Origin of the sequence: Streptomyces sp. NBC_01241 (genome assembly GCF_041435435.1) — a bacterium.
Classification (GTDB): domain Bacteria; phylum Actinomycetota; class Actinomycetes; order Streptomycetales; family Streptomycetaceae; genus Streptomyces.
Genome location: NZ_CP108494.1, coordinates 1,260,910 through 1,277,101, shown reverse-complemented (window position 1 = coordinate 1,277,101; position 16,192 = coordinate 1,260,910). Strand labels below are relative to the sequence as shown.

The window sequence follows — 16,192 nt, the reverse complement described above, 5'->3', positions numbered from 1 at the left end:
CTGCCGAACGTAGCACGGGATATTTTCATGAATACCCGGCGCTTGTTCAGAGTGCTGTCATGGACACTGAAGCCTCGATGGCGCCCTCGACGACAACCCCGTCCAGGGCGCTGGCCACCGAAGCCGTGCACGCGGGCCGCGACGATCTCGCGGCGCTCGGCCTGCACGCCCCGCCGATCGATCTGTCCACCACCTACCCCTCGTACGACTCCAGGGGCGAGGCCGAGCGGATCGACACCTTCGCCGCCACCGGCGCGAGACTTGAAGGGCCGCCCGTCTACGCGCGGCTGGACAACCCGACGACGGCCCGTTTCGAGACCGCCCTCGCCCGGCTCGAAGGTGCGCAGAGCGCGGTGTCCTTCGCCAGCGGAATGGCGGCGCTCACCGCAGTCCTGCTGGTCAGGGCAAGCATGGGACTGCGTCATGTGGTCGCCGTCCGGCCGCTCTACGGCTGCAGCGATCACCTGCTCGGCGCCGGTCTGCTGGGCACCGAAGTGACCTGGACCGACCCGGCGGGCATCGCGGAGGCGCTCCGTCCGGACACGGGTCTGGTGATGGTGGAGACGCCCGCCAACCCGACGCTCGCCGAGGTCGACATCCGGGCCATCGCGCACTCCTGCGGTTCCGTGCCGCTGCTCGTCGACAACACGTTCGCCACACCCGTGCTCCAGCGTCCCGTCGAGCACGGCGCGCGGATCGTGCTGCACAGCGCCACCAAATACCTCGGCGGGCACGGCGATGTGATGGGTGGCGTCGTCGCCTGTGACGAGGAGTTCGCGGCCCGTCTGCGGCAGGTCCGCTTCGCCACCGGCGGAGTGCTGCATCCGATGGCCGGATACCTGCTGCTGCGCGGGCTCGCCACACTCCCGGTGCGGGTGAGAGCGGCTTCCGCGAGCGCCGCCGAACTGTCCCGCCGGCTCAAGGCCGATCCGCGTATCGCCCGGGTCCACTACCCGAAACTGGGCGGGGCGATGGTCTCGTTCGAGGTGTACGGGGATCCACACCGGGTGATTTCGGCCGTACGGCTCGTCACGCCCGCGGTCAGTCTCGGCAGTGTGGACACCCTGATCCAGCATCCGGCCTCCATCAGCCACCGCATCGTGGATGAGGGAGACCGTCAGGCGTCCGGCGTCGGGGACCGGCTGCTGCGGATGTCGGTCGGTCTGGAGGATGTCGAGGATCTGTGGGCCGACCTGTGCCAGGCGCTGAGCTCACAGGGGCCGGGCGGCCGCGAGGAGGGCGGTCAGCACGGCGTCGGCCGGCAGGACGTCGGTCAAAAGGGGGGTGTCAGCGGCCGGCCTGCTCGTACGGCGGCAGCGAACGGACGGGAGTCGCATCCAGCCGGGCGGTGATGACCAGCGTGCCCTCCTCGATCTGGTAGTCCAGCGGCAGGGACAGCGCGCGCATGGCCGCGACCATGCCGGTGTTGGACGACTGGGTGACGGCGTAGACGCTCTCGCAGCCTGCCTCGATGGCGAGCGCCACCAGGCGGCCGAGGAGTCCGGAGCCGATCCCGCGGCGCTGCCACTCGTCCTCGACGAGGAGGGCGACCTCGGTCTCGTCACCGTCCCACAGGAGGTGGCCGAGGGCGACCAGCCGGCCCGAGGCCGTCTGCACCGCCAGGGTGCGGCCGAAGCGGGGGCTCAGCAGGTGGTCCAGGTATCGGTCGGCGTCACGGACCGGGCCGTGGTACCGCAGTCGCAGGGTCCGCTCGGAGCAGCGGTCATGCATGGCGCGGGCGGCTCCGAGGTCGCCCTGGTCCGCGCGGCGCACGGTGATCTCGTTGCCCTCGGGGAGCGTGAGAACGTGCTCGCTGCGCGGGACGCGGGGGCCGAGCCGGGCATCCAGCTCCACCAGGGCGCGGGCCCGGGCGAACTCGGTCGGAGTGAACGGAAGATAGGGCCGCTCGATGGTGATGGCGCCTCCGGACGGGTCGCGCAGCCGTATCACCGTCTCCTCCAGCACACCCTCCACCGGGGCGGTCTCACCCGTTGCATGGCCGGTGATCGATACGGCGGGCAGCGAGTGGATCGTGCAGCGGCCGAGCAACTGACGCAAGGCAAGGGGGAGTTCGGCCGCATCCAGGGCCGTACGCGTGGCGAGACCCAGGATGCGTGTCGGGGCGTCCACCAGATCGTGCGCGTCCGCCCGCTCGATCCAGGTCGAGCCGCCCCCCGCTGCGGAGATCGCCCGGCTGAGCTGCTGGGTCTGGAGCGGGGCGGGGGCGCGCAGCAGGAACTCGTCGGCCGTGCCCTGTGTCAGCGGGTGCGTCTGCAGGGTGAGGATGTCGACCCGGTGCTGGGCGAGCGTGCTGCACAGCGCGGCCAGACTGCCCGGGACGTCCCGAACGGTCGTACGCATCCGCCACAGCACCGTGTCCTCGCGGGAGGGGCCCGTGGCGGCGGTGGCGGTCGCGAGCGCGGTGGTGTGGCTGTCGTGGCCGCTGTGGGTGTTGTTGGCGGTGTTGCTGTTGGTGTGGTCGTAGGGGGCCGTGCAGTCGGTGTCGCCGGTCTCAGTGATGAGGTCGGTGCCGGCCGGTGGCGGGGCGTGGCTGTGGCGCCGCGCCCACCAGGTGTGGAACGTGACCGTCACAGCCAGGGCCACGGCCGAGGCGATCAGGAGATACGGTCCGTCCGGCTGGTGCCCGATCAGGTTGGCGATCGCGTCGGCCACCGCGACGGCGGTGAACAGCGCGGCCAGTTCGGTCACGTCCCGCCGCCAGTGGTGGGAGCGGCGGGCAGTCCTGGCGGAGGTCGCATCAGTCATGCCTTCACTGTGACTGAGCGGTGTTGCCTGATCACGAACGCTCTGTGACTGATGGGTTAAGTGTGGATCTAGTCCCCTATTGCCTATTTTGGCTGATTGGTGTCTTGATCGATTGCGGTTCGGAGGAGTACGGCGGGGCCTCCGAGCCCGGGCCGTGAGCCGCCGCCAGCAACCGCACCCCCTCGGCGATGTCCGGGGGCGGCAGATGCGCGTAGCCGAGCACCAGGTTCACCGTTCGTTCCGCGAAGGGCAGAGTGCCGAAGTCGCTCAGTGGCCGCAGGGCCACTGACGCCTCGTCCGCGCGCGCCAGGAACACCGGCTCGGGGCCGTACCGTTCGGGCAGCCGGGCGATGATGTGCAGACCGGCGGCGATCCCGCTCACCTCGGTACCGGGGAAGTGCTGTGCCAACGCCGAGGTCATCGTGTCGCGGCGCTCACGGTAGGCGCGCTGGCAGCGGCGCAACTGCCGGTCGTAGCCGCCGCGCCCGATGAAGTCGGCGAGGACCGCCTGGTCGACGGCCGGATTGCCCAGATCCATCGTGCGTTTGCGCGCCACGATCTCGTCGGTCATCGACGCCGGTGCGAGCAGCCAGCCCAGCCGTAGCCCCGGGGCCAGCGATTTGCTCACCGAACCGGTGTACGCGACATGTTCCGGGTCGAGACCCTGCAGCGAGCCGACGGGCGCGCGATCGTAGCGGAAGTCGCCGTCGTAGTCGTCCTCCACGATCAGCCCGTCCGTGGTGCGTGCCCAGTCCAGAAGCCTGCCCCGTCGGGTGGCGGAGTAGGCGATTCCGGTGGGGAACTGGTGTGCCGGAGTGGTCACGACCGCGCCGACCCCTGAGCGTCCGAGAGCCTCGGCGGCCAGTCCCTCGCCGTCGAGCGGCAGCCCTGTGGTGGCGATGCCGGCCGATGCGAACAGTGCGGCGTGCTCGGGGCTGCCGGGGTCCTCGACGCCGACGGCCCGTATGCCCCGCCCGTGCAGAACGAACCCGAGGAGCGTCATCGCCTGCGCCACGCCGGAGCACACCACCAAGCGCTCCGGATCGGCGACCACTCCCCGGCGCCTGGTCAGCAGGGCGGCCAGAGCTTCGCGCAGTTCGGGCAGCCCGCGCGGATCGGGGTAACCGAGTGCGCTGTGCGGCAGCCGGCCGAGCACCGAATGGTAGGTGGCGGCCCACGCGCTGCGCGGAAACAGCGAGAGATCCGGCGTACCAGGACGGAAGTCCACACGTGCGGCGGGCGCGCGCGGAGCGCGATCGCGCGCGCCCGGCGTGGCGGCCCGAACAGTCCCGCTCACCCATGTGCCCGCACCCCGTCCGCTGCGCAGGTAACCCTCCGCGGTGAGTTGTTCGTACGCCTCGGTGACCAGTCCCCGCGATACCCGCAGATCGACGGCGAGCGCCCGGCTGGAGGGCAGCCTCGTACCCGGAACAAGACGGCCGGAGCGTACGGCTTCGCGCAGTGCCGACTGGAGCGCGCGACCGCGCCGACGTGCCGGGGCAGCGGCAGCCGGCAGGAGCAACTCCCAGGCCGCGGAGCCGAAATCCCCGGTCTCCACACGGTCCGATGACGGATTGGTCCCCGAAGACATCATGAAAGTGGACCTTAAACCGGACCGCACGGCTGCCTAGCGTCGACTCCATGAACGTCACTTCTCTGCGCGGGTCGCTCCTCGCAGCCTTCGCCTGCATGCTCGTGGGTGCATCCTTCACCGCCAACAGCGTCCTCGGCGACTACCCGTACGCGGGCGGCCAGGCACTGCGGTACGGGTGTGCGGCGCTCTTGCTCCTGCCACTCCTGGCCCGTGACGGCCCGTCCCGCCCGGCTGCCGCGCTGCGTGCCCTCACCCTGCGCGAGTGGGGACGGCTCGCGCTGCTGGCAGCCGTCGGCATGGTCGGCTTCAATCTGGCCGTCCTCGGCGCGGAACGCTCCGCGGAACCCGCTGTTCCAGGGGTGTTCGTCGGCTGCGCTCCGATCCTCGTCGCCGTTCTCGTGCCGCTGCTGGACGGGCGTCGGCCGACGCGAATGGTCCTGTACGCGGCCGTACTCGTCGCTGTCGGAGCGTTCACCGTCCAGGGGTGGGGCCGTACGGACCTGGCGGGCATCCTCTGTTCGGTCGGCGCGTTGGCGGGCGAGGTCGGCTTCGCCGTCCTTGCCGTACCGGTACTGCGCCCGCTGGGGCCGAAGCTGCTGTCCGCCACGGTCTGCGGCATCGCCGCCGCGGAGTCCGTGCTGCTCGGTGTACTGCTCGATGGCGGGGGCGTTCTGCGGGCGCCGACACCCGGCGAGGCGATGGCGCTGCTCTGGCAGGCGGCCGTGGTCACCGTCGTCGGTTTCGTCTGCTGGTACATGGGCATGCAGCGCATCGGCGCCGAACGCGCCACGCTCTTCTCCGGCCTGATCCCGGTCACCGCCGCGCTCACCGCACCGCTCGTCGGCACCGGTTCGTACGGCATCCCGCAGGCCGGCGGCAGTCTTCTGGTCGGTCTGGGCGTGGCGCTGGGTTCCGGATTCCTGGCGGGACGCGACGTGGCGCCGGGCGCCGATTCAGCGACTGGTGTCGAGGATGACGCGCGCCACGAGGGCCGGATCGTCGTTGCCAGTTCCTCCGCCGGCAGACCGCCGAGCGAATTGCCCGCCACGTGCGGACGGTCCGGCCCGAGCTGCGCGCAGAACGCACCGAGCACCGGGACCGCACTCGCCAGGTCGAACGAAACCCCCTCGGGCAGCGCCGGAGAGGTACCGAAACAGGGAAGGTCCACGACGATCACGTCGCGTTCCGCGGTCAGTACGGGCAGTACGGGCAGTACCGGATCCCAGGCCTGACGGTGGTGGCCAATGCCGTGGAGCAGCAGTAACGGCTCACCGGAACCGGTCCGTTCATACGCCACGGACACGCTCCGAGGGCCTCTCGGTGAGTCGATGTCGAACGAGACCGTGGTGGCCGTGCGGGTGCTCGCGGGATGATCCGGCATGAACAGGCCATGCCTGAACGTGACGTGGAGCTCTCGTACATAACAATTACCGATCGGTAGCTTGCAGTTCAAGCGGCTGGGTGATTCGTGCTGGACAGGGTGCGGTGGGTCGGCTGGGATGAAGGAGTGACAGCTGACACCACGACCGACGTCTTCGAGGAGCACCGCTCCGTGCTCACCGGGGTTGCCTACCGCATGCTGGGCAGGGTCGCCGACGCCGAGGATGTCGTGCAGGAAGCGTGGCTGCGCTGGTCGTCGGCATCGCGCGAGGATGTGCGGGAGCCGCGCGCCTTCCTCGTAAGGGTCACCACGCGACTGGCCATCGACCGACTACGGCAGGCGAAGTCGCGGCGCGAGGCGTATGTCGGGCCGTGGCTGCCGGAGCCCCTGGTCACCGACTTCGGTCCGGCCGTGCCCGACACCGCGGAACGGGCCGTTCTCGCCGATTCCGTGTCGGTCGCAGTGCTGGTCGTCCTCGAATCGCTGTCACCTCTGGAACGGGCCGTCTTCGTTCTGCGCGAGGCCTTCGGATTCCCGTACGCGGAGATCGCCACCACGCTCGACCGGTCCGAGGCGGCGGTACGCCAGCTCGCGGGACGCGCGCGGCGCCATGTCGAGGAGCGCAAGCCGCGCTACGACGTCGACCCGGCCCACCGTCGTGACCTTACGGAGAGGTTCCTCGCCGCGGCGGCGGGCGGCGACATCGAGGAGCTGCTGATCCTTCTCGCGCCCGATGTACGGCTCGTCGGTGACAGTGGTGGAAAGTCCAAGGCGCCGCTACGGGTCATCGAGAGCGCCGACAAGGTCGGCCGTTTCCTCTTCGCGGTCGTTCGCGATCAGGTCCCGGACTTCGACATCCGATTCCTGGAGCTCAACGGCGGGCCGGGCCTGCTGGTGCTCTCGGGCGGAAGACCCGACTCCGTCTTCCAGGTGGATGTAAGGGATGGGCTCATTCAGTGCGTGTATATCGTGCGTAATCCTGACAAGCTCGCTTGTCTGGCTGGGGAGTAGCCGCACCTTCCGGCCGCTGGAACGCGCGCTTCCAGCCGGCGCAAGCGCCTCCGGTTCGCACGGGAATCCACCTGCCGCCCTGCCTCGAAGCCCCACGGTTGCCGAAGCCCCACGCGGGCCGGCCGTGGGGCCTTGTGCTGCGGGCGGCTCACGGCACCAAGAACGTTCTGTGAACGCTCTGCGGCAGAGGTCCGTTTCGCTGCGTGACCGAAGGAGGATTGGTCTTGACCAAGGGGGTGTCCCGTCCTATGGTCTCCACGTTAAGACAGGAACCTTTAATAAATAACGTCGCGGAATAGCCGCTGGGCGATTGCGGAGGACAGGGTGGGGACCACGCAGCTGGAAACGGTGCAGGAGCCGAAGTACTGGCACCTCAAGACCGTGCTCAGTGAGGCACTCGACTCGGACTTTGCGGTGGGCGAGATCCTTCCCAACGAGCGTGAACTCGCCGCCCGGTTCGGAGTCGCCCGGGCGACACTCCGGCAAGCTCTGGAACAGCTCGAACTCGAAGGCCGACTGCAACGCCGTCGTGGCGTCGGGACCACTGTCGCCCCGCCGCGCGTCGGGGTCGCCGTCTCCACGGCGCAGCGCGACTGGGCCGGCGGCGGTGCCGGCGAGGCATGGCAGCCCGTGGACTGCACGACGGCGATCGCACCGGCATCAGTGGTGGCCGTGCTCGACGTGGAGAGCGACGAGCCGGTACACACCGTCCGCCGGATCCGGGTCACCCACGGACAGGCAGTCGCGGCGGAACTCCTGTATGTCCCGTCGTCGTCCGTCCCCGAACTCTCCGCGATCGACGCCCCCTCCGGCCCTGCCCGGGCCCGCAGCGTCCTGCGCGAACTGCACCGGCTCGGCCTCGACGGCCAGGACCGTTCCGTGGAGCTCGGCTCGGCGCGTGCGGACGATGCCAAGGAGCTCGACCGGCTTCCCGGCGCCCCCGTTCTCGTCGTCACCACCCGCTACCTCGCGGCCGGTGGCACCGCTGCGCTCTCCGTCGCCACTTACCGGGCCGACACCTGCAGGCTCACCTTCGGCGACTCGGGCGACCTGGAGATCAGCCATCACGACCAGGAGCGCCAGGCATCCTGACAAGGCAGGCCACCGCCTGCCCGAGACGTTCAGTTCGCCTACGGCCCGTCGCACTCAGCGGCGGGCCGTCACCGTTCCCTCCACGGCGAAGAGCTGTTCCTCTACATGGTCGAGAGCGAGCCGAAGCGCGCCCGTCGCCACCGCCGCCTCGCCGAGCAGCGACAGCGTGACCCGTGGTGGCCTGAGGCAGTAGCGGGCCAGCTCACGGCGGAGCGGGTCCAGTACTCCGTCCAGTCCGGCGGCCCAGCCGCCGATCACCACCAGCTCGGGGTCCAGCGCCAGCACCAGCGCCGCGACATCGTGCACCAGACGCTGAATGAACCGCTCCACCGCCGCCTGCGCCCGGACATCGCCATGCCGTGCCTTCGCGAACACAGCGGCGACCGCAGGCTCGTCCAACGGGTCCAACGGTGTGTCCGTCGTCGACAGAAGGCTCTCCGGCGTCGCCTCGCGGCCGAGGAGATGCAGCGCGCCGATCTCCCCTGCCGCGCCGCCGAAACCCCGGTGCAGCCTTCCGCCGATCAGCGAACCGGCGCCCGGGCTCAGCCCGGCCAGGACGAACACGATGTCGTCCGTTTCAGTGGCCGCGCCCTTCCAATGCTCCGCGACCGCTGCGGCATTGGCGTCGTTCTCCACGAGGACGGGACAGCGGAAGGAGCGCCTCAGCCGCTCGCCCAGCGCCAGACCCGTCCAGTCCGGCAGTGCCGTGCCCAGCCGAACGGTCCCGTCGGCCTCCACAATGCCCGGGCTGCCGACGCCGACCGCACGCAGACTGCTCCGGGCCACACCCGTCCGCCGGAGAACATCGGCGACCACGGCCCTGACCTTGTCGAGCCGGTCGTCGGCGCAGGCCGTCTCCGACACCTCGCGTGAGCCCGCCCCGATGATCCGGCCGTCCAGCCCCGACAGCAGAGCGGAGATCCGATGCGGGCCGATCTCGATACCGAGCAGATGCCCGGCCTCGGCGCGGAACCGGAACCGACGAGCCGGCCGCCCCTGCCGCCGCGCCTCGCCGCCGTCGGGCACCGACTCGACGACCAGCCCGGCCTCGAAGAGCCCCTCCATGACGCCTTCGACCGTCGGCCGGGACAGACCCGTGATCCGGGTGAGGTCCGTGAGAGTGGGGGAGTCGGCGCCGCGGAGGGCATGCAGTACCACCGCGGAATTGATCCGTCGCAGCAGCGACGGATCCCCACCGGTCAGCCGGCCCACGGTGTGTCCTCCCAGCTCGTGCTGCGCATGTCAGGCGGATCGTACTCGCTGCCCGGGTACAGGGCGACCGCGGGCCGGAACGGATATCCGGAGGCGGCGGTCATCAGCTCGGAGCGACGAACCCCGACTCGTACGCAGCGATCACCGCCTGGGTGCGGTCCCTCGCACCCAACGTGGCCAGTACGGCGCTGACATGGGTCTTCACCGTCTCGACACCGACCACGAGCTTGGTTGCGATCTCCGCGTTCGACAGACCACGGGCCATCAGCCGGAGGATCGCCGCCTCCCGCTCGGTCAGCGATGCCCGGTCCATGGCCGCCCGCGCTTTGCTCGTGCCGTACTCGGCGGCGAGCTGCCGGACCGCCGCCGGGAACAACAGAGACTCGCCCTCTGCGACCAGGCGCACCGCATGCACGATCTCTGCCGGCCGGGCGTGTTTGAGGAGAAAACCGTCCGCTCCGGCACGCAGCGCCTCGTACACATACTCGTCGTTCTCGAATGTGGTGACCACCAGGATCTTCGGCGGATCCGGCACGGTGCGCAGCACCACCCGCGTCGCCTCGATGCCGTCCATCAGCGGCATCCTGACGTCCATGGCCACCACATCGGGGCGCAGCTGACGCAGCAACGGGATCACAGCGGCGCGGTCACCCGCCTCGCCCACCACCTCGATATCGGGCTGAGCCTCAAGCACCGCGCGCAGCCCCGTGCGGACGAGGGGTTCGTCGTCGACCAGAAGAACGGTAACCGGCATCAGGTCAGCCTAGGCCGTTCAACGGAAGGCTTGCGTGCACGCGCCATTCGCCGTCGTGCGCACCTGTCTTGGCTACTCCGCCCAGCAACGCGGCCCGCTCACGGATGCCCCGCAAGCCGCTCCCACCTCCAGGTGTACCCGCCGAACCGGTCAGCGGATTGGCCACCTCCAACTCCAGCCGGCCGTTGGTGACGCTGATCCGTACCCGGACGGGAACCGTCCCGGAGTGACGCAGCACATTGGTGAGGGACTCCTGAAGGATGCGGTATCCCTCACGGGAGACCGCCCCCGGAACCTGCTCCAGTGGACCGGACACATCCGCATCGATCTCCGCCCCCGAACCACGAGCGGAGTCCAGGAGCCGGTGCGCTTCCGCGAGGGTCGGCTGCTGTCCCACCGGAGCCCCCGATTCGCGCAGCACCCGCAGAACACGCTCCAGATCGTCGAGCGCCTCCCGGCCGGTCTCCTCGACGCGACAAGTGCCCGCTCGGTGAACTCCGGGTCGCGAGCCGCACGTGCCGCACCCGCCCCGCCCAGCGACGGGCCTCGGTAGCTGAGTCGGCCAGTTGGGGGGCTCGACCGTCTACGTACGGGCTGGTCGAAGGCCGGGCTGGTCACCCCTCCGGCCTCCCTTGCTGTGGTCGGGCACGGACACCCTCACAGCACGATGACGGTCGTAGTCGCGGCCAGCGCCGCGGGTCGCAGCCACAAGGACAGCCACAGCCGCCGTCACCCACAGCGACGAGCACAGTCGCAGCCACAGCTGTGTGGCCATCGGTGTCGAGTCTTTGTGGAGTTGCCGAGGCTGTCAGGCTTCTTCGGCGGTGAGGGTGTTCTGCTCGACGAAGGCGCGGAGACGCCCGTACTCCTCCGCCATCGTCTGAGCGGTCCAGTGGGCGTTCAGGCCACTGGGGTTGGGCAGGGCCCAGACGCGCGCGCCGCCGATCGTGTGGTCCTGCGGACCGATCCGGGCGGTCCGTCTGCCGAAGGCCGTGCGGTACGCGGTGACCCCCACGACGGCCAGCCACCGGGGTCGCAGTTGCTCGACCTTGGCTGCGAGGATCTGTCCGCCTTCCCGGAACTCCTCGGTGGAGAGCTCGTCCGCCCGTGCGGTGGCCCGGGCCACCACATTGGTGATGCCCAGGCCGTAACGCAGCAGCTCGGTCTGTTCCGCCGGCTTCAGCTGCCGAGGGGTGAAGCCCGATTGATGGAGTACCGGCCAGAAGCGGTTGCCGGGATGGGCGAAGTGGTGGCCCGTCGCCCCTGTCATCAGGCTCGGATTGATCCCGCAGAACAGCACACGCAGACCGCCCGCGACCACATCGGGAACGGTGCGGTCGTGGGCGGCCTGGAGATCTTCGGGTGTCATCCGGGTGTGGTGGTGGCCGTCAGAGGATGGAGCCCGGCGTGTAACCGGCGGCCTCGGGATGTTGCTTGGCGATCTCTTCGATGCGCGAGATCAGCGCGTTGACCTGGTCGCCCGCCGCCCCCGTGAAGGAGAGCTTGTCGGCCATCAGTGCGTCCAGCTGGGCGCGGTCCAGCGGGATGCGGTCGTCGGCGGCCAGCTTGTCGAGCAGTTCGTTGCGCTCGGCGCCCTGCTCGCGCATGGCCAGGGCCGAGGCAACCGCGTTCTCCTTGATCGCCTCGTGGGCGACCTCACGGCCGACACCAGCGCGCACCGCACCCATCAAGACCTTGGTCGTGGCGAGGAAGGGCAGATAGCGGTCGAGTTCACGGGCGACAACGGCCGGGAACGCACCGAACTCGTCGAGCACCGTCAAGAAGGTCTCCAGCAGACCATCGAATGCGAAGAACGCGTCGGGGAGCGCCACGCGGCGGACCACGGAGCAGGACACATCGCCCTCGTTCCACTGGTCGCCCGCCAGTTCACCGGTCATCGACGCGTAGCCGCGCAGGATCACCATCAGGCCGTTGACACGCTCGCACGAGCGGGTGTTCATCTTGTGCGGCATCGCGGACGAGCCGACCTGGCCGGGCTTGAAGCCCTCGGTCACCAGCTCGTGCCCGGCCATCAGACGGATCGTCTTCGCGACCGACGAGGGCGCCGCGGCCAACTGTACGAGCGCGGTCACCACGTCGTAGTCGAGTGAGCGGGGGTAGACCTGGCCGACCGACGTGAAGGCCTGGGTGAATCCGAGGTGTGCGGCGATGCGCTGCTCGAGGTCGGCGAGCTTTCCGGCGTCGCCGCCCAGCAGGTCGAGCATGTCCTGGGCCGTGCCCACGGGCCCCTTGATGCCCCGCAGCGGGTAGCGGTCCAACAGGTCCTCAAGCCGCCCGTAGGCCACCAGGAGCTCGTCCGCCGCGGTAGCGAAGCGCTTGCCGAGCGTGGTCGCCTGGGCGGCGACGTTGTGGGAGCGGCCGGCCATGACCAGCTCGCGGTACTCGCCCGAAAGCTTGCCGAGCCGGGCCAGGACCGCCACCGTGCGGTCGCGCATCAGCTCCAGGGAGAGCCGGATCTGAAGCTGTTCGACGTTCTCGGTGAGGTCCCGGGAGGTCATTCCCTTGTGGACCTGCTCGTGGCCGGCGAGGGCGTTGAACTCCTCGATCCGCGCCTTGACGTCGTGGCGGGTGACTTTTTCGCGCTCGGCGATCGAGGCCAGGTCGACCTGGTCGATGACACGTTCGTAATCGGTGAGGGCGGCGTCCGGCACCTCGATCCCGAGGTCCTTCTGAGCGCGCAGCACCGCCAGCCACAGCCGGCGTTCCAGCTTCACCTTCTGCTCGGGGGACCAGAGGACGGCCAGCTCCGTGGAGGCGTAGCGGCCGGCCAGGACATTGGGGATGCGAGGCTTCGCAGACACAGCAGTCACGTGTCCAGAGTTTACCTGTCGTCCTCAGTGGTTCGTGAGTGTCCACAAAGTCCATAAAGTCCAGGTCAGGGGCTCCAGGACCACCGTCTCGCACACAGTGTGTGAGACGCGTCTGAGGCGAAACGGCCCCGGGCCGGTGTTTTGTGCGGCGTGCGGCCGGAGGAGGCGATGGCTGTGGAAGACTCGGCCACCGGCGTCGAGTCGGCCCGGAGGGCAGGCATGCGCGTGCTTGGCGTGGGGACCTCGACCGGCCGTAGAGGGGGCTGACCAGGCCGACCTGTGACTGCGCACTGTGGCTGATCCGTAACCCCAGGCATGGGCCCATGCCTGGGCGGACAGGGCCGTCTGGCTAGAAGACTCACGAAGATCTTGATGAGTCTTCTAGGGTCTGTCCCACTCCGGTCACCGTACGCCCGGTCCACGCACGAGGGCCCCGAACAGCCCCACTGCTTCGCGGTAAGCGGAGCAGTTTCCTCGCCGCGTCGTACGCCACTGAGGAACGACTCGGCCGCCTCCCCGGCTGTTCTGGTGGGTTGCCGGCCCAGGAGATCGTGTGCGCGTGCGCAGTCCGGGCAAGGGCAGTCGTAGGAGTGCGTCGAACAGGTGGGGAGAGGCCGGGACGGCATGAGCTCGCCAGGCAGCCGTCAGTGCGGTGCGCTGGTGGGAGTCGCTGAACGGAGAGGTTTCATTCGACATGGGCCCAGCGGCCAGGTCGATCTGGTGGACGAGGATGCTCAACCGCGCCCGAGGTAGAAGGCCGCTCTCCCCCAGCTCCTTCCGAGCCGCATCATCCACCATGCGGTTGCGCCGCATGGGGCTGTTAATTTCCCGAAAGGCATTCTTCGCCACCTCATTCCCCTCGTCGGCCCGGGGCCCGGAGCGGCGGCTTCGGGCGGCGCCTGCGGTGGTTGGCCATGGTGTGAGAAGGAATGCGGTCCACGGTCTGCTGGACCACCACCACAACCACCGCGGCGTCGGAGAGTGCCTGCGGGCCTTCGATCCGGACGATGGCCAACGAGCGCCACAAGGCCCGCCGCATCCGAGTGACCTCGTTCAAGTCTTCTGGGGGTCTCCGGTCTTCGGATGCGGCGGCCTCCTCAAGTTGCCGCTCGACCTCGACGAGGAACGTCCCGGCCGCTTCGCGGCGATTACTGTTGCGCCATTGTTCGCGGGCCGACACGGAGGCCGCCTCCGTCGCATGCCTAGCGGCCTGGGCTCGACGTAAGCCGACGACGAGAGCAGCGGACACACCCAAGACTGGGGCACCTGACGCGGCCGGCGCGGATATCACTTCGAACTGCACGGTCGGCATTGTGGAACGCCTTGTGCTTTCCCCGTCGGCAGCCCCGATGTCGGCGTCGCTCATCCCTGGGCTTGCCCAATCCGGACTGCTGAGCGAGTTGGGCGAAGTCAATTTCTGATCATTTGGGGCGCCAAGGCGCCGACCTGGGTGGCGAAAGAATCAGTACTGCACTTCGCTGATGCCGCTGAGAACCGTCCCGTTCGTACAACGCGTCCCACCATTTCACCGGGTACATCAACAACGTCTATTCTCATTCGAGTTACGCCGTTGACCAGGCGGAAGAGCGGGGGAGCCGCACCATCATGAGTGCTACGAGCAGGGACGGACGTGACGAGCGGGACGACAGCGTCGACGGGGGTATCAAGCCGCTCGCGGTGAGCGACCCCGCGCGCATCGGGCCGTATCTGCTGCTCGGGCGGCTTGGTGCCGGTGGCATGGGACGGGTGTTCCTCGCACGGTCGGACAGCGGGCGGACCGTAGCCGTGAAGGTGGTGCACGAAGAGCACGTGTCCGACGAGCAGTTCAGGGCGCGGTTCCGGCGGGAGATCGAGGCGGCGCGGAGGGTCGGTGAGCGGTACACGGCGCCGGTGCTGGACGCGGGTCCGGGCGACGAATCGCCGTGGGTCGCCACGGGGTACGTTCCCGGGCTCTCGCTCGAGCAAGTCGTGCGACTGCACGGGCCGTTGCCGACCGCGTCCCTGCACGCCCTCGCCGACGGGTTGCTGAAGGCACTCAAGGACATTCACGGCGCCGGAATCGTGCACCGCGACCTGAAGCCGTCCAACGTGATGCTCACCGTGGACGGCACGAAGGTCATCGACTTCGGGATCGCGCGTGCGCTCGAGACGTCCGTCGAGTCCTTGTTGACCAGTACGGGGATGGCCATCGGCTCTCCCGGGTTCATGTCGCCGGAGCAGGTGTACGGGCAGCGCGCGGGGGCCAAGAGTGACGTGTTCACCCTCGGGTGCGTGCTGACGTATGCGGCGACCGGGCAGCTGCCGTTCGGGCAGGGGGCAAGCAATCAGCACGCGGTGATGTTCCAGATCGTGGAGGGCGAGCCCGACCTGACGCGTGTCGAGGACGCCGCGCTGCGGGCGTTCATCACCCGGTGTCTGACGAAGGGCATCGACGAACGACCGGACGTCGACGAGCTGTTGGAGGACCCTGAGCGGCCGCGTCCGCGCACCGCGGGCGGCGCCTGGCTGCCTGCCGATGTCGTCGCGCACCTCGCGCAGCAGTCCGCACGGATGCTCGACGCGGAGGCGGCGCCGCTGCGGGAGGAGCCCGTGGACCTGGCGACCGTCGGGCTGCGGCCGCGGGGCGGGCCTCCCGAAGTCGTCCCGGCGGACAACGCCACCACGACGCGACGGCGGGAGCACGAACGGCGGCCCCGCCGACGCCGCAGGCTCATCGTTCTGCCCATCGTTGCCGTCATCACCGTCGGCGGCGGCACGGTCGTCCTGCTCCAGCCCCTTGAGGGTGGCAGCGGGGATGGAACGCACGCCCAGTCACCGAGCAGCAGCGCGAGCGCCGCTCCTCGTGAGCGCAACGTGACGAGCGCGCCGAGCAGTTCACCTTCCAAGGGAGAAAACGGGAAGGGCGGGGGCGACGGCAAGGGCGTGGACGGCGAGAAGGGGAAGGACGACGAGGGCGGGCCGGACAGGCCGAACGTCCGGAAGAGCGGCGGCAGTTCATCGGGTGGCGAGAGCGGCTCTCGCAGCGGCGGCACCGGTACCAGCGGTAGGTCCGGCTCTACGGGGCCGTCCGGCTCAACGGGCTCGGCCGGCGGAGATTCGTCCAGCTCCGGCGGCTCGTCCTCCGGCTCGCGGCCGCCAGCCATGAAGAGCTACAAGGCTGCGTACACCAACTCCTGTGTCGGCGCGTGCGACATGCCGATCAAGGTGAGCTGGCCGGCGATCTCCCGAGCGACCAGGTACGACATCCACTACACCAACACGGGCAGCAATTTCACCGAGAAGAACGTCGACACCACCTACTCGACCGGCAGCACCAGCTACACGATCAATGGTCCGTACTCCGGTGACAAGATCTGCGTCACGGTGCGCGCGGCCAACGAGTACGGCGCCTCTGCCTGGGCGGAGACCTTGTGCGACACGGTGCCCTACTGACGCTGGTTTGCTGGTGTTCGCCCTCGCCGACGTCCAAGCCGCCGATGCGGCGGCTGCTGCAACGTGCGGGATGGAGCCCGGTCGGCCTGCTCCACTGCACTGCATCCAGGTTGCACGCC

At 69.4% G+C, this 16,192-nt stretch carries 11 protein-coding genes and 4 pseudogenes; 6 read left to right on the top strand and 9 right to left on the bottom strand.

Features of this window, described 5'->3' with window-relative positions:
- The first annotated feature begins 59 nt into the window (after nt 1–59).
- Complete coding sequence (locus OG306_RS05310; RefSeq protein ID WP_266907249.1) at nt 60–1,352, top strand: trans-sulfuration enzyme family protein; 1,293 nt, start codon at nt 60–62, stop codon at nt 1,350–1,352.
- Here OG306_RS05310 and OG306_RS05305 read toward each other — a convergent pair.
- Entirely contained in the window at nt 1,288–2,766 is a 1,479-nt protein-coding gene (locus OG306_RS05305; RefSeq protein WP_266744869.1) for a GNAT family N-acetyltransferase, read from the bottom strand. The genes OG306_RS05310 and OG306_RS05305 overlap by 65 nt on opposite strands.
- 76 nt (nt 2,767–2,842) lie before the next feature.
- Nucleotides 2,843–4,360: a PLP-dependent aminotransferase family protein gene (locus OG306_RS05300; protein WP_266744868.1), complete on the bottom strand. Its 1,518-nt coding sequence runs from the start codon at nt 4,358–4,360 to the stop codon at nt 2,843–2,845.
- 47 nt (nt 4,361–4,407) lie between these two features.
- Between OG306_RS05300 and OG306_RS05295 the strand changes: the two are divergent.
- Nucleotides 4,408–5,208: pseudogene (locus OG306_RS05295) on the top strand (DMT family transporter); the annotation flags it as partial.
- Here the strand turns inward: OG306_RS05295 and OG306_RS40890 are convergent.
- Nucleotides 5,184–5,741 (bottom strand): annotated as a pseudogene (locus tag OG306_RS40890) (alpha/beta fold hydrolase); the annotation flags it as partial. The pseudogenes OG306_RS05295 and OG306_RS40890 sit on opposite strands and share 25 nt — an antisense overlap.
- Before the next feature lie 126 nt (nt 5,742–5,867).
- Here OG306_RS40890 and OG306_RS05285 point away from each other — a divergent pair.
- Together OG306_RS05285 and OG306_RS05280 are read left to right on the top strand one after the other, a co-directional pair.
- Complete coding sequence (locus tag OG306_RS05285; protein ID WP_266744867.1) at nt 5,868–6,752, top strand: RNA polymerase sigma-70 factor; 885 nt, start codon at nt 5,868–5,870, stop codon at nt 6,750–6,752.
- 324 nt (nt 6,753–7,076) lie between these two features.
- The gene (locus tag OG306_RS05280; RefSeq protein ID WP_266744866.1) at nt 7,077–7,844 is read left to right on the top strand and encodes a GntR family transcriptional regulator; all 768 of its coding nucleotides are present in this window, start codon (nt 7,077–7,079) and stop codon (nt 7,842–7,844) included.
- Between the two features lie 54 nt (nt 7,845–7,898).
- Here the strand turns inward: OG306_RS05280 and OG306_RS05275 are convergent, their stop codons facing one another.
- The 5 genes and pseudogenes from OG306_RS05275 to purB all read right to left on the bottom strand — a co-directional run bounded on the left by OG306_RS05275 (nt 7,899) and on the right by purB (nt 12,641).
- Entirely contained in the window at nt 7,899–9,056 is a 1,158-nt protein-coding gene (locus OG306_RS05275) for an ROK family protein (protein ID WP_266744865.1), read from the bottom strand.
- Nucleotides 9,057–9,159: 103 nt separating this feature from the next.
- A complete protein-coding gene (locus OG306_RS05270; protein WP_266744864.1) occupies nt 9,160–9,810 on the bottom strand; it encodes a response regulator in 651 nt (216 codons plus the stop codon).
- 4 nt (nt 9,811–9,814) lie between these two features.
- Nucleotides 9,815–10,338, bottom strand: a pseudogene (locus OG306_RS05265) (sensor histidine kinase); the annotation flags it as partial.
- 280 nt (nt 10,339–10,618) lie between these two features.
- Nucleotides 10,619–11,179: a G/U mismatch-specific DNA glycosylase gene (gene mug, locus OG306_RS05260; RefSeq protein WP_266744863.1), complete on the bottom strand. Its 561-nt coding sequence runs from the start codon at nt 11,177–11,179 to the stop codon at nt 10,619–10,621.
- A gap of 19 nt (nt 11,180–11,198) precedes the next feature.
- Nucleotides 11,199–12,641 (bottom strand): adenylosuccinate lyase, encoded by a 1,443-nt coding sequence (gene purB / locus OG306_RS05255; protein WP_266744862.1) that lies wholly within the window; start codon nt 12,639–12,641, stop codon nt 11,199–11,201.
- 129 nt (nt 12,642–12,770) lie between these two features.
- Between purB and OG306_RS05250 the strand changes: the two are divergent.
- Nucleotides 12,771–12,924: pseudogene (locus OG306_RS05250) on the top strand (HAD family phosphatase); the annotation flags it as partial.
- Between the two features lie 567 nt (nt 12,925–13,491).
- On the opposite strand, the gene OG306_RS05245 reads toward OG306_RS05250, so the two are convergent.
- Nucleotides 13,492–13,821 carry a hypothetical protein gene (locus OG306_RS05245; RefSeq protein WP_266744861.1) on the bottom strand — a complete coding sequence of 110 codons (330 nt, stop codon included), beginning with the start codon at nt 13,819–13,821 and terminating at the stop codon, nt 13,492–13,494.
- Between the two features lie 425 nt (nt 13,822–14,246).
- Between OG306_RS05245 and OG306_RS05240 the strand changes: the two genes are divergently transcribed.
- Entirely contained in the window at nt 14,247–16,073 is a 1,827-nt protein-coding gene (locus OG306_RS05240; RefSeq protein ID WP_266744860.1) for a protein kinase domain-containing protein, read from the top strand.
- Nucleotides 16,074–16,192 lie beyond the last annotated feature (119 nt).

Coding starts and splice junctions, on each gene's coding strand:
- OG306_RS05310 (WP_266907249.1), top strand. CDS start 60: ATGGACACTGAAGCCTCGATGGCGCCCTCGACGACAACCCCGTCCAGG.
- OG306_RS05240 (WP_266744860.1), top strand. CDS start 14,247: ATGAGTGCTACGAGCAGGGACGGACGTGACGAGCGGGACGACAGCGTC.
- OG306_RS05270 (WP_266744864.1), bottom strand. CDS start 9,810: ATGCCGGTTACCGTTCTTCTGGTCGACGACGAACCCCTCGTCCGCACG.
- mug (WP_266744863.1), bottom strand. CDS start 11,179: ATGACACCCGAAGATCTCCAGGCCGCCCACGACCGCACCGTTCCCGAT.
- OG306_RS05305 (WP_266744869.1), bottom strand. CDS start 2,766: ATGACTGATGCGACCTCCGCCAGGACTGCCCGCCGCTCCCACCACTGG.
- OG306_RS05300 (WP_266744868.1), bottom strand. CDS start 4,360: ATGATGTCTTCGGGGACCAATCCGTCATCGGACCGTGTGGAGACCGGG.